The organism is Streptomyces sp. NBC_01591 (assembly GCF_035918155.1).
Classification (GTDB): domain Bacteria; phylum Actinomycetota; class Actinomycetes; order Streptomycetales; family Streptomycetaceae; genus Streptomyces.
In genome coordinates this window covers 2,618,250-2,631,229 of the sequence record NZ_CP109327.1, presented here as the reverse complement: position 1 = coordinate 2,631,229, position 12,980 = coordinate 2,618,250, and the positions used below count along the sequence as shown (strand labels likewise).

Sequence of the window (12,980 nt, the reverse complement as noted above, 5' to 3'; positions counted from 1 at the left end):
TCCTTCGTCATCTCGAGGCGCCCTGACGGCGTCCCCGGACCGGTTCCATGGTGGCATCCCGCGGCGGTCCACGGGAAGTGGGCCCGCACACGCCGTCAAAGGGTTTCCCAAACACCTTTCCAATACGAGACGGTCTCGTATCGAAATCGGATAAGCTCCATGTCATGTCGATACCGTCCGGTGCTCGCGCTGCCGCGCCCCAGATTCCGGAGGCGGTCCACCGTCGCCGCTGGGCGACCCTCGTCGTCCTGATGTTCAGCCTGCTCATCGTCGTGCTGGACAACTCGATCCTGAACGTCGCGGTCAAGACCATCGCCAGCCCCGCACCCACCGGCCTGGGCGCCACCCAGAGCCAGCTGGAGTGGGCGATCAACGCCTACACGCTCGTCTTCGCCGGATTCCTCTTCACCGCCGGCCTGCTCGGCGACCGCATCGGCCGCAAGAAGGTGCTGCTCTTCGGCATCCTGCTCTTCGGTGTCGGCTCCGCGCTGGCCGCCATGTCCGGCTCGCCCGCCGAGCTGATCACTTGGCGTGCCCTGATGGGGTTCGGCGCCGCGTTCGTCATGCCGGCCACCCTCGCCGTCCTGATGAACGTCTTCGAGCGCGACGAACAGCCCAGGGCCATCGGCATCTGGGCCGGCAGCGTCGGCGTGGCCATCGCGATCGGCCCGATCACCGGCGGGCTGCTGCTCGAACACTTCTGGTGGGGTTCGATCTTCCTGGTCAATGTGCCCGTGGTGATCGTGGCGCTGATCGCGATGATGCTGCTGGTGCCGGACTCCAAGGACCCCGACCCGGGCCGGACCGACCCGCTCGGCGTGGTGCTCTCCATCGTCGGCCTGGTGCTGCTGGTGTACGGCATCATCCGCGGCGGCCAGATCGCCGACTTCACCGACCCCGTCGTGCTCCTGTCGAGCTTCGGCGGTCTGCTCGTCCTGGTCGGGTTCGTCTGGCACGAGAAGCGCAGCACCCACCCGGCCCTCGACATCTCGTACTTCAGGGAGCCGTCGTTCTCCGCGGCCGTCGCCGCCATAGCGCTGGTCTTCTTCGCGCTGTTGGGGGTGACCTTCTTCTCCGCCTTCTACATGCAGAGCGTGCGCGGCTGGACCGCGCTGCAGGCGGGCCTGATGCTCCTGCCGCTGGCCGCCACCCAGATGATCTTCGCGCCCCGGGCCCGGCTGCTCGTCGACCGCTTCGGCGCCCGCGCCACCTGCACCGCCGGCATGCTGCTGGTCGCGGTCGGACTGGCGGCGTTCGCGCTGTTCGACGACACCACGCCGGTCTGGGTGCTGTGCCTGCTCTTCTTCGTCCAGGGCACGGGCATGGCGCATGTGATGACGCCGGTCACCGTCTCCGTGATGCAGGCGCTGCCCCGGGAGAAAGCCGGTTCCGGATCGGCCGTCAATAACACCTTCCGGCAGGTCGGCGGGGCGCTCGGGGTCGCCGTGCTCGGCTCGGTGCTCTCCACCGTCTACCGGGGCAGCATCGAGGGGCACCTCGGCGCGGTCCCGGCCGGCGCCAGACAGGCGGCGGGGGAGTCGATCGAGGCGACGCTCGGCATCGCGGACAAGCTGGGCCCGGCGGGCGCCCCGCTGATTGCCTCGGCGAACGACGCGTTCCTGAGGGCCATGCATGTCACCGCCATCGGTTCGGCGACCATCGCCCTGGTGGGCGCCCTCGTGGTCGCGCTGTTCCTGCCGGGGAAGCCGCCCGCCGGAGAGGGGCCCGGCGGATCCGGCAGGGGCGACCGGTCGGTGCGTGCGGCGGGGGCGGGCCGATGAGACCGGCGGCCCGGAAGAGCTGACAGAGACGCCCCGGGACCCGGGCGACCCCCCGGTCCCGGGGGCGGCTCACGGAGCCACCGCCACCGTCGGCGAGAATCGTGACGGCGGTCGGACGGTGTGGCGAAAGGCGGACTGACGTGCGGGCACAGGCACAGGACCGGGAGCATCCGTTCCGGGCGGATCCGGAACCGCGACGGGGCCGGCCGCGCAGCGCGGCGGCCGAGCGGGCGATCCTGGACGCCGTCGTCGAGCTGCTGGAGGCCGGCGAGCCGCTGGCGGCCCTGTCCATCGAGCGGATAGCCCGGACCGCCGGGGTCGGCAAGGCGACGATCTACCGGCGGTGGAGCGGCAAGGAAGAACTCTTCGTCGACGTCCTGCGGGACATGGAGCCGCCGGAACCCGCGGTCTCCGGCACCGCCGGTCTCGACGATCTGCGGCTGCTGCTGGATTCGCTGCGCAGGCGCGGCCTGGCCCAGCGCTCCTCGGTGCTGCTGCACAACGTCTTCGCGCAGATGAAGAGCCACCCCAAGCTGTGGGCGGAGTACCAGAGCAACGTCATCGCGCCCCGCCGTGTCGCCATGCTGGCCGCCGTGCAGCGCGCGGTCGACGCCGGTGAACTCCGCGCGGACCTGGACGTGGGGCTGATGGACGACCTGTTCCTGGGGCCCATGCTCGTACGCACCATCCACCGGCCCGACGCGCCGCTGCCCGAGGATCTCGCCGACCGCATCGTCCAGGTCCTGGTCGAGGGCCTGGCGCCCCGCCCGGCCCCCGATGCCTGACACTCCCGGACGCCTGGCACTCCCGGAACCGGTTCCGGAACCGGACCCGCCCGAGTGTGATCGTTCTGTCACAAGCCCCGGCATACCCCGCCCGCCCGGAACCCGCCGGACCTCGCCCTTCGTCCTCGTGGCAGTACGGCCGTCGTCGACGGCAGGAAACACGCCGCCCATCGCCTAGGGTCGTGGGCGCGGCAACATGCACGGCAAGGCAGTGAGGACAGCGCGATGGTGCAGGCGTACGGAGCGGACACCGGGAACGACCGTGCGGAACCGGAACCGGAGCCGGAGCGCGTCGGGCCGGGATCCCGTTTCCGGGACCTGCGCGACAGGCTGACCCGCGACCGGGGCATCTGGCGGCGCGGCATCGTCCTCGCCCTCTGCTCGGTCCTCCTCACCCTCGTGATGGCCTTCCACGCCCAGATCCCGAACGCCATCGGCAACCTGGGCAGCCTCTCCGAGACGTTCCTGCCGTGGATCGGGGTGTTCGTCCCGCTGCTGCTGGTCCTGGGCCTGGTGCGCCGCTCGGCGACCGCGCTGATCGCCCTGCTGCTGCCGGTCGTGGTCTGGTTCGACATCTTCGGCGGCCTGCTCACCGACAAGTCCGGCAGCGGCGGCGACCTCACCGTGGCCACCCACAACGTCAACGCCGACAACCCCGACCCCAGGGGCACCGCCCGGAAGGTCGCGGCCTCCGGCGCCGACGTCATCGCCCTGGAGGAGCTGCCGAGCGGCAAGGTCGCGACGTACGAGGAGGCACTCGCCGGCCGCTACCCGTACCACTCGGTGCAGGGGACCGTCGGCCTGTGGAGCAAGTACCCCATGAGCGGCACCAGGCCGGTCGACATCAAGATGGGCTGGACCCGGGCGATGCGCTCCACGGTGACGACCCCGAAGGGCGAGGTCGCCGTCTACGTGGCCCATCTGCCGTCCGTACGGGTCAAGCTGCACGCCGGATTCACCGCCAACCAGCGCGACGACAGCGCGGACGCCCTGGGCGAGGCCATCGCCGACGAACGGCTCGACAAGGTGATCCTGCTCGGCGACCTCAACGGCACGATGAACGACCGCTCGCTGAACGCGGTCACCGCCCAGATGCGCTCCACCCAGGGCGCGGCCGGCGACGGCTTCGGCTTCAGCTGGCCGGCCTCGTTCCCGATGGCGCGGATCGATCAGATCCTGGTGAAGGGCGTCGAACCGATGTCCTCATGGACGCTCGCGGCGACGGACAGCGACCACCTGCCGATCGTGGCGCGCGTGGAACTGTGACGCGGTGAGCCGTTCCGCCACCGAGGGCGAACGCTGACGAAACGGTCCGTTCACCCGCGGGAACAAACCGTCTGAGAGAATTTGTTCCGTTCGGGAACCAAGGGCATCCGGCGATGGTGCCGGCCCGGCCGCGCGCCGGCCCGCCCGGTTCCCTCCTGTGCCTCCCGCCCACCGGTCAGCCATGCCCGGCGGGCGGGCCCGGCTTCCCTGCGGAAAGGTCTCTCCTCATGCCCCTGGCCCTGCTCGCACTCGCGGTGAGCGCCTTCGGCATCGGTACCACGGAGTTCGTGATGATGGGCCTGCTGCCCAATGTCGCGGACGACCTGGGCACGTCCGTACCCACCGCCGGATACCTCGTCTCGGCGTACGCGATCGGCGTCGTGGTGGGAGCCCCGCTGCTCACCGCCGTCGGCTCCCGGATCCCGCGCAAGCGGATGCTCCTGCTGCTGATGGTCCTCTTCACCGTCGGCAACCTCGCCTCCGCGTTCGCCCCCGGCTTCGGCTGGCTGCTCGGCGGCCGGTTCCTGGCCGGGCTGCCGCACGGGGCGTTCTTCGGCGTCGGCGCGGTCGTCGCGGCCCGGCTGGTGCCCGAGGGGCGCCGGGCGCGGGCCGTGGCCACCATGTTCCTCGGCCTCACCGTCGCCAATATCGTCGGTGTCCCGGCGGCCACCCTGCTCGGCCAGCACCTCGGCTGGCGGGCCACCTTCCTGGTCGTCGCTGCGATCGGGCTCTGCGCACTGGCTGCGCTCGCCCGGCTCGTACCGCAGGTGCCCGTCGACGCCCACCAGGGCCTCGGCCGGGAGCTGCGCGCCCTCGGCAACCGTCAGGTGCTGCTCGGACTGCTCACCGCCGTGTTCGGCTTCGCCGGAGTCTTCGCCGTGTACTCCTACCTCTCGGCCATGACGACCGAAGTGATGGGCTTCGGCGAGTCCGCGGTGACGCCGGTGCTCGCGCTCTTCGGCATCGGCATGACCCTCGGCGCACTCGCGGCGGGACCGCTCACCGACCGGGCGCTCCGGCCGACGCTGTACGGATCGCTCGGCGCGCTCGCCGTCATCCTCGCCGTCTTCCCGTTCGCCGTCCATGTGCGGTGGGCCGCGCTGGTGATGGTGGTGCTGCTCGGCGCAGTCGGCTTCATGACGACCACGCCGCTCCAGATGCTGGTCATGAACAAGGCCAAGGACGCCCCGACCCTGGCGTCCGCCTCCAACCACTCCGCGTTCAACCTCGCCAACGCGGGCGGCGCGTGGCTGGGCGGCGTTGCGATCGCGGCGGGCTGGGGGTGGACCTCCCCGGCCCTGGTCGGCGCGGCCCTCGCGGTCGCCGGCCTGGCCGTGGCGGTCAGGGCGGGCCTGCTGGACCGGGAGCGCACACCGGGGGCGTCGAGGGTGGTGGCCCGTGCGGACGCGCGGCCCGCGCGGGAGGGGACCCGCGTGGACGCGCGCTGAAACGCGAGGGCGCGGTGACCGGGCGGACCCGGTCACCGCGCCGCGCCCCGCTCAGCCCGACTCGCGCCACCGGTTGGTGATCGGCAGCCGCCGGTCCTTGCCGAAGCCCTTCGGGGAGATCTTCGTGCCCGGCGGGTACTGCCGCCGCTTGTACTCCGCCGTGTCCACCATCCGCAGCGTCTTCGCCACCAGCGCCTTGTCGAAGCCGGCCGCGACGATCTCGTCCAGACCCTGGTCCCGGTCGACGTACAGCTCCAGGATCCGGTCCAGTACGTCGTAGTCGGGCAGCGAGTCCGTGTCGACCTGTCCCGGGCGCAGCTCGGCGCTGGGCGGCTTGATGATGGACGCCTCCGGGATCGGCGGGATCTGCCCGCGCTCCTCGGCGGCCCGGTTGCGCCACTTCGCCAGGCGGAAGATCGACGTCTTGTAGACGTCCTTGATCGGGCCGTACGCCCCGACCGAGTCGCCGTACAGCGTCGAGTAGCCGACCGCCAGCTCGGACTTGTTGCCCGGTGCGAGGACGATCTGGCCCTCCTGGTTGGAGACGGCCATCAGCATCGTGCCGCGCAGCCGGGACTGCAGGTTCTCCTCGGCGAGACCGGAGAGTCCGAGCGAGCCCATGTACGCGTCGAACATCGGCTCGATCGGTACGGTGCGGAAGTTCAGCCCGGTACGGCGGGCCAGCTCGGCCGCGTCGCCCTTGGAGTGGTCCGAGGAGTACTTCGACGGCATCGAGATGCCGTACACGTTCTGCGCGCCCAGCGCGTCGCAGGCGATCGCCGCGACCAGCGCCGAGTCGATCCCGCCGGAGAGCCCGATCAGCACACTGCTGAAGCCGTTCTTGGCGGCGTACGCCCGCAGGCCCACGACCAGTGCCGAGTACAGCTCCTCGTCGTCGTCCAGCCGCTCGGCGTATCCGCCCGCCAGCTCCGCCGGGTACGCCGGGAGGGGCTCCTCCGAGAGCACCACGTGGTCGATCCGCAGCCCGTCGTTGACGACACCGGACGGCGGCTCGGCGGCGGCGGCCGGCAGCTCCAGGTCGAGTACGACGCTGCCCTCGGCGAACTGCGGGGCACGGGCGATCACTTCGCCGTCCCGGTCGACGACGATCGAGTCGCCGTCGAAGACCAGCTCGTCCTGGCCGCCGATCATCGCCAGGTACGCGGTGGTGCAGCCGGCCTCCTGGGCCCGCTTGCGGACCAGTTCCAGCCGGGTGTCGTCCTTGTCCCGCTCGTACGGCGAGGCGTTGATCGACAGCAGCAGCCCGGCACCGGCGGCCCGCGCGGCCGGCACCCGGCCGCCGTCCTGCCAGAGGTCCTCGCAGATCGCGAGCGCCACATCGACGCCGTGGACCCGCACGACCGGCATCGAGTCGCCCGGCACGAAGTACCGGAACTCGTCGAAGACGCCGTAGTTGGGGAGGTGGTGCTTGGCGAAGGTCAGCGCCACCTGCCCCCGGTGCAGCACCGCGGCGGCGTTCCGCGGGGAGCCCGCGGGCTGGCCGTAGCGGGGCTGGGCCGTCTCGGAGCGGTCGAGGTAACCGACGACGACCGGGAGCTCCCCGAAGCCCTCCGCGTCGAGCCGGGCGGCGAGCGCGCGCAGCGCCTGCCGCGAGGCCTCGACGAAGGACGGGCGCAGGGCCAGGTCCTCGACGGGGTAGCCGGTCAGCACCATCTCCGGGAACGCCACCAGGTGGGCGCCCTGTTCGGCGGAGTGCCGGGTCCAGTGGACGATCGCCTCGGAGTTGCCGGAGAGATCACCGACGGTCGAGTCGATCTGGTTCAGTGCGAGACGTAGTTGAGGCACGCGCACCAGTGTAATCGTCTGACTGACGCAATGTCCTGGCGGGCCGCGGAATCACGGCCGCGGCCCGCCGGAACCCGGCCGGGAAGAAGTCAGCGGCGGTAGCCGAGGACCGTCATCATGCCCACGTCCGAGTGGTAGATGTTGTGGCAGTGGAGCATCCACAGCCCCGGGTTGTCCGCCTCGAACTCGACGGCCAGGGAGCTGTTCGGCCGGATGATCGCGGTGTCCTTCCGCGCCCAGGCGGCCGGGCCCCGCCGGGTGGCCCGATGGCTCGGCCCCGCCGGTCCCACGAGGCCGAACGAGTGCCCGTGCAGATGGATGGGGTGCCACATCTCCGTGACGTTGAAGAACTCCAGCCTGACCTGCTCGCCCGCCTTCACCGGATGGCGCTGACTGGGCTCGTACGGCCGGTGGTCGAAGGCCCAGTCGTACGCCTTCATGCTGCCGGTCATCCTGAACCGGATGGTCCGGTCGGGTTTGTGCGAGGACAGCACCACGGACTCGTCCGGCATCAGTTCGTCCGCCTCCACCAGCCTTCCGTACAGCTCCTTGGGCCGCACGGACGCGGTGGGCGCCGCCCCCTTCCCGGTACGGAGCAGGGCCAGCGCCGAGGCCTTCTTGCCCTCCGCGAGCGCGGTCAGCGGGAACACCCCGTCCCCGGCGATGACCAGCACGTCGTACCGCTCGCCCATGCCCAGCAGCAGGGCGTCGGTCGTCGTGTGCCGGACCGGGTAGCCGTCGGTGTGGGTGATCGTCATCCGGTGGCCGCCGAGCGCCACCCGGAAGGCGGTGTCGCCGCCCGCGTTGATGATGCGCAGCCGGATCCGGTCGCCGGGCTTGGCGGCGAAGGACGTGGGGGACTTCGGGATGCGGCCGTTGATCAGGTAGTACGGGTAGGCGACATCGCCCCCGTGGCTGTCGAGCAGTTCGCTGAAGGAGTCCTTCGTCAGCCGCGAGGGACCGGTGCGGCCCTTGGTGGGCTTGACGGGCTTTCCGGGTTTCCCGGGGGCTCCGTGTGCGCCGACGCCGTGGTTCATGCCGCCCTTGCCCCGGCTGAGCTCGTACAGCACCGAGTCCGGCGTCGAACCGTCCACCCCGTCCACCCAGTCGTCCAGGACGACGACCCACTCCTTGTCGTACTTGAGGGGCTCCTTCGGGTCATCGACGATCAGCGGCGCGTACAGTCCGCGGTCCTGCTGGACGCCCGTGTGCGGGTGGAACCAGTACGTCCCCGCGTGCGGCACCGTGAACCGGTAGGAGTATTGCGCCCCGGGCTTGATGGGCGGCTGGGTCAGGTCGGGCACGCCGTCCATGTCGTTGCGCACATTGAGGCCGTGCCAGTGCAGAGACGTTTCCTCGGGAAGGTGATTGGCGAGGGTGAGCGCCAGGGTGTCACCCATCGTGACCCGGAGCTCCTTGCCGGGCAGCCGGGCCTCGTACGCCCAGGAGCCGACGGTGAGCCCGTCGCCCAGATCGAGCCGGGACGGAGTGGCGACGAGGTTGACCTTCCGCAGGGGGCCCAAGCCCCTTTTGGCCTCGGCCGCCGCGACCTCCTCCCCGTCGGGGGAGACGTACTCGCCCTTGGTCTTCCCGGGGGAGGCCCCGTGGTTCACGTTGCCGTGGCGGGTGCCACCGGCGTTCGCGCTACTGGTCTTCTTGCCGCCGCGGCCCGGGTCGGTTTCGTCGGAGCACGCGGCCAGTACCGCCGAACCGGCAGTGGCGACAGCGGCGCCGAGCACGGCGCGTCGGGTGGGTGGAGTGCGCATGACGGGGTGCACCTCGGGGTGTTGTCGGTATTTCGGTCTGCTGGGGGAGGGGGAGGCGCCCCTCCTATATGCGCAGTACCGACAACGGGACCGATCGGGTCACGCCCGGCAGGGGATCCGGCCCCGGCGGCGGCGCGTCCCGTGCCGCGACGCCCCTGAGAAGGCGGAGGATCCCGATGAGCAGCGAGACGAACAGCAACAACTGTCCGTATGTCGCACATCCACTCAGGGTCATGTCGAGCACCCTACCCCCGCCGGGTATACATCGCGCGCGGAAACGTATTGCCGCGGTGGCAGGGGCCCGGCGGGAGGGCGGCAGGGGCGGGCAGCACAATGGCCCGGTACCCCTCGGGCGAGGAACACCGGGCCATCGGCACCGGCCCGTCGGGCCGGGACCGCGCGGCCGGTCAGCCGCGCGCGTAGACCTTCTCCGCCCAGCCGGCGATCTGCTCCTCGGTGAGGTGCTGCGCCAGGTCGGCCTCGCTGATCATGCCGATCAGCATCTTGTTCTCGACCACCGGAAGCCGGCGGATCCGATGGGTCTGCATCTCCTCCAGAACCATCTCCACACCCGCCTCCGCGTCGATCCAGCGAGGGGTGCCCTGGGCGAGGTCGCCCGCCGTCATCTTCGACGGATCGTGGCCCATCGCCACACAGCCGACCACGATGTCGCGGTCCGTGAGGATGCCGATCATCCGGTCCCGCTCGCCTTTGGCCGAGATGGGCAACGCGCCGACCTTGTGGTCGCGCATCAGCTGCGCGGCCCGGTCGAGCGTCTCGTGGGCGGGGATCCATGTGGCCCCGGTGTGCATGATGTCCTTGGCGGTGGTCATGAGGGATTCCTCCTGCGTGCCGATGGGCATGCCGTACGACCCCGAGCGAACCCATCGTCATGGGCCCGTTCGGGGGGCGCGACCGCTATCACCCGTTCGGGTGCACCTGCGGCCCGGAGGGAATCTTTCAGGACCGGGGCCCGGCCCCTCGCGCCGCCAGCATCCGGGCCATCTCGTCCAGCTCCGACTGCTGGGCCTGGACCATCCCGCCGGCGAGCCGCTGCTCCGCCTTCACCGTGCACAGCCGGGCGCAGCCCCGGGCCATGTCGATGCCGCCTTTGTGGTGTTCGGTCATCAACCGGAGGTACCGGACCTCGGCCGCCCTGCCGCTCGCCGTACGGAGCCGGTTCAGCTCGGTCCTGGTGGCCATGCCGGGCATGAGGGAGCCGTCATGGGCCCGGTAGCCGGTCCCCATGCCCTCCATCCCGTCCATGTCCTCCATCGAGTGCCCCTCGTGCCCGGCCGCCATCCACCCCATCGGCTCCTGCCCGGCGGCCGCCTTCGGCAGCTCCCACAGGTCCAGCCAGCCGAGCAGCATGCCGCGCTGATTGGCCTGCGTATTGGCGATGTCGTACGCGAGACGGCGTACCTCCTCGTCCTGCGTACGGTCACGCACGATGAAGGACATCTCCACGGCCTGCTGGTGGTGGACCGCCATGTCGCGGGCGAAACCGGCGTCCGCCGAGTCGACCGCGGGCGTGCGCGGCGCGGCGGCGGCGCGGTCCGCCCCGTCCCCGTCGTCGCGCGCGGAGGCGACCGTCGCCACCCCCGCGAACAGCAGCGCGAGCACCACGGCGGAACCCGCCACCCACTCGACGCGCCGGACACGTTTCACAGCGGTCACTGCGCCCCCAGCCCGCCCGTGCACGTCGCACCGGGCTCGGGCGTCTGCGGCCCCTGCACGAACTTCGAGAAGAACTGGTCGACCCGCGGGTCATCGGCGCCGTCCACCGTCACCTGGTTGCCCCAGGCGCTCAGCATGATCGTCCCGGACTGGCCCTCGTACGGGCTCATCAGCGAGTACGGCGTCCGGCCGACCCGATCGGCGAGCTTCGCCACATCGGCGTCCGGGGCCTTGTCCGTGTACGTCACCCACACCGATCCGTGCTCCAGCGAGTGCACGGCGTTCACATCGGGGAGGGCCTTCTCGTACACCTCGCCGTCGCAGTTCATCCATACGGGGTTGTGATCACCGCCGACCGGTGGCTTCATCGGGTACGTGACGGTCCCGGCGACGTGGTTGCGGGTCAGCTTCGTCGCGTCCCACGTACGCAGCCCCTCGATCGACCCGTCGGCGGGCTTCTTCCGCTCCGCCGAGGGCGCCTTGGCGTCATCGGCCGGGGCCGCCTGCTTCTGCTCGGACGCCTCGGACTTCTCCAGCACCATGTACGAACCGAAACCGACCAGGCCCACGACGACGAGCACGCTCAGGCTTATGGCCAGGGCACGGTCGCGGCGCTGCCGCGCGCGGTGGGCGTCGTGCTGCTGGGCCATGGGGGTCCTGGGATCGAAACTCATGTCGTCAGGTCCTTCTGGGAAGGGGCGGGAACGGGTGGCCGGAGGCCAGGAGAACCGGCGCGCGCGGGGCCGTCGCGAAGCCGCTCCACCCCCTGCGCGCCATGGGCGCCGATCGTAGTGGGTGGCCGGGTGCTCCATCTCACTTCGTGTGCGTAATCTGGGTGAAATCCCGGGTCGTGATACTGGAGCTTCTCCCCTACCCCGGGCGGTGGTGCACGGACCGTCTGAACTGCAAGGATGTGGCTATGGACAAGCAGCAGGAATTCGTCCTCAGGACGCTTGAGGAGCGTGACATCCGCTTCGTACGGCTGTGGTTCACCGACGTCCTCGGCTACCTCAAATCCGTCGCCGTGGCCCCCGCCGAGCTGGAACAGGCGTTTGACGAGGGCATCGGCTTCGACGGCTCGGCCATCGAGGGCTTCGCCCGGGTGTACGAATCGGACATGATCGCCAAGCCGGACCCGGGCACGTTCCAGATCCTGCCGTGGCGGGCGGAGGCCCCCGGCACGGCCCGGATGTTCTGCGACATCCTGATGCCCGACGGCTCGCCGTCCTTCGCCGACCCGCGCTATGTCCTCAAGCGCATCCTCGCCAAGACCTCCGACCTGGGCTTCACCTTCTACACCCACCCGGAGATCGAGTTCTTCCTGCTGAAGGACAAGCCGGTCGACGGCAGCCGGCCCACCCCCGCCGACAGCTCCGGCTACTTCGACCACACCCCGCAGAACGTCGGCATGGACTTCCGCCGTCAGGCGATCACCATGCTCGAATCCATGGGCATCTCGGTCGAGTTCAGCCACCACGAGGGCGCCCCCGGCCAGCAGGAGATCGACCTGCGGTACGCGGACGCGCTCTCCACCGCCGACAACATCATGACCTTCCGCCTGGTGATGAAGCAGGTCGCGCTGGAACAGGGCGTGCAGGCGACGTTCATGCCGAAGCCGTTCTCCGAGTACCCCGGCTCGGGCATGCACACCCACCTCTCCCTCTTCGAGGGCGACCGCAACGCCTTCTACGAGTCGGGCGCCGAGTACCAGCTCTCCAAGGTCGGCCGCTCCTTCATCGCCGGCCTGCTCACCCACGCGGCGGAGATCTCCGCCGTCACGAACCAGTGGGTCAACTCCTACAAGCGCATCTGGGGCGGATCCTCCCGCGCCGCGGGCGCCGGCGGCGAGGCCCCCTCGTACATCTGCTGGGGCCACAACAACCGCTCCGCGCTCATCCGCGTCCCGATGTACAAGCCCGGCAAGACCGGCTCCGCCCGCGTGGAGGTCCGCTCCATCGACTCCGGCGCCAACCCCTACCTGACCTACGCGGTGCTCCTCGCCGCAGGCCTCAAGGGCGTAGAAGAGGGCTACGAACTCCCGGCCGGCGCCGACGACGACGTCTGGGCACTGTCCGACGCGGAGCGCCGCGCGATGGGCATCGAGCCGCTGCCGCAGAACCTGGGCGAGGCGATCTCGCTGATGGAGAAGAGCGAACTGGTCGCCGAGACGCTCGGCGAGCACGTCTTCGATTTCTTCCTCCGCAACAAGAAGCAGGAGTGGGAGGAGTACCGCAGCGAGGTCACCGCCTTCGAGCTGAAGAACCTGCTGCCGGTGCTGTAGTCACTTCGCGGCAACGCGACAACATCCGGGCCGGAGGCGGTACGCCTCCGGCCCGGATTCCGTTCAGCCGCTGCAGGGCGCCGAACGGGGCGCGGAACGAAGCGAGTTGGGGGACTGGTAGGAAAGTTTACTGTTCGCTAGCATTCCGGGCGGTGGCCTGGCGCGGTGCC

At 70.5% G+C, this 12,980-nt stretch carries 10 protein-coding genes; 5 read left to right on the top strand and 5 right to left on the bottom strand.

The annotated features are described in order from the left end of the window. The first annotated feature begins 164 nt into the window (after window positions 1–164). The 4 genes from OG978_RS12225 to OG978_RS12210 all read left to right on the top strand — a co-directional run bounded on the left by OG978_RS12225 (window position 165) and on the right by OG978_RS12210 (window position 5,280). A complete protein-coding gene (locus OG978_RS12225) occupies window positions 165–1,781 on the top strand; it encodes an MFS transporter (RefSeq protein ID WP_326765243.1) in 1,617 nt (538 codons plus the stop codon). A gap of 140 nt (window positions 1,782–1,921) precedes the next feature. Continuing rightward, the gene (locus OG978_RS12220; RefSeq protein ID WP_326765242.1) at window positions 1,922–2,566 is read left to right on the top strand and encodes a TetR/AcrR family transcriptional regulator; all 645 of its coding nucleotides are present in this window, start codon (window positions 1,922–1,924) and stop codon (window positions 2,564–2,566) included. Between the two features lie 225 nt (window positions 2,567–2,791). Then, on the top strand, window positions 2,792–3,832 hold the full coding sequence (locus OG978_RS12215) for an endonuclease/exonuclease/phosphatase family protein (protein WP_326765241.1): 1,041 nt from the start codon (window positions 2,792–2,794) through the stop codon (window positions 3,830–3,832). A 227-nt stretch (window positions 3,833–4,059) separates the two neighbouring features. Continuing rightward, a complete protein-coding gene (locus OG978_RS12210; RefSeq protein WP_326765240.1) occupies window positions 4,060–5,280 on the top strand; it encodes an MFS transporter in 1,221 nt (406 codons plus the stop codon). Between the two features lie 51 nt (window positions 5,281–5,331). Here OG978_RS12210 and OG978_RS12205 read toward each other — a convergent pair whose 3' ends face one another. From OG978_RS12205 to OG978_RS12185, 5 genes are all read right to left on the bottom strand, one after another. Next, window positions 5,332–7,086 carry an NAD+ synthase gene (locus OG978_RS12205; protein WP_326765239.1) on the bottom strand — a complete coding sequence of 585 codons (1,755 nt, stop codon included), beginning with the start codon at window positions 7,084–7,086 and terminating at the stop codon, window positions 5,332–5,334. An 89-nt stretch (window positions 7,087–7,175) separates the two neighbouring features. Further along, window positions 7,176–8,852: a multicopper oxidase family protein gene (locus OG978_RS12200; protein ID WP_326765238.1), complete on the bottom strand. Its 1,677-nt coding sequence runs from the start codon at window positions 8,850–8,852 to the stop codon at window positions 7,176–7,178. A gap of 407 nt (window positions 8,853–9,259) precedes the next feature. After that, the gene (locus OG978_RS12195; RefSeq protein ID WP_326765237.1) at window positions 9,260–9,685 is read right to left on the bottom strand and encodes a CBS domain-containing protein; all 426 of its coding nucleotides are present in this window, start codon (window positions 9,683–9,685) and stop codon (window positions 9,260–9,262) included. A 127-nt stretch (window positions 9,686–9,812) separates the two neighbouring features. After that, window positions 9,813–10,520, bottom strand: coding sequence for a DUF305 domain-containing protein (locus OG978_RS12190; protein ID WP_326765236.1), 708 nt, complete (start codon window positions 10,518–10,520; stop codon window positions 9,813–9,815). A 5-nt stretch (window positions 10,521–10,525) separates the two neighbouring features. Continuing rightward, window positions 10,526–11,203, bottom strand: coding sequence for a DUF3105 domain-containing protein (locus OG978_RS12185; RefSeq protein WP_326765235.1), 678 nt, complete (start codon window positions 11,201–11,203; stop codon window positions 10,526–10,528). Window positions 11,204–11,448: 245 nt separating this feature from the next. Here OG978_RS12185 and glnA point away from each other — a divergent pair, with 245 nt between their 5' ends. Beyond that, a complete protein-coding gene (gene glnA, locus OG978_RS12180) occupies window positions 11,449–12,810 on the top strand; it encodes a type I glutamate--ammonia ligase (protein WP_123470305.1) in 1,362 nt (453 codons plus the stop codon). The last annotated feature ends 170 nt before the right edge of the window (window positions 12,811–12,980 follow it).

What these genes read in the sequence shown, in the direction of transcription:
- OG978_RS12215 (WP_326765241.1), top strand. Translation starts at nt 2,792, where the DNA reads ATGGTGCAGGCGTACGGAGCGGACACCGGGAACGACCGTGCGGAACCG.
- OG978_RS12195 (WP_326765237.1), bottom strand. Translation starts at nt 9,685, where the DNA reads ATGACCACCGCCAAGGACATCATGCACACCGGGGCCACATGGATCCCC.
- OG978_RS12210 (WP_326765240.1), top strand. Translation starts at nt 4,060, where the DNA reads ATGCCCCTGGCCCTGCTCGCACTCGCGGTGAGCGCCTTCGGCATCGGT.
- OG978_RS12225 (WP_326765243.1), top strand. Translation starts at nt 165, where the DNA reads ATGTCGATACCGTCCGGTGCTCGCGCTGCCGCGCCCCAGATTCCGGAG.
- OG978_RS12200 (WP_326765238.1), bottom strand. Translation starts at nt 8,852, where the DNA reads ATGCGCACTCCACCCACCCGACGCGCCGTGCTCGGCGCCGCTGTCGCC.
- glnA (WP_123470305.1), top strand. Translation starts at nt 11,449, where the DNA reads ATGGACAAGCAGCAGGAATTCGTCCTCAGGACGCTTGAGGAGCGTGAC.
- OG978_RS12185 (WP_326765235.1), bottom strand. Translation starts at nt 11,203, where the DNA reads ATGAGTTTCGATCCCAGGACCCCCATGGCCCAGCAGCACGACGCCCAC.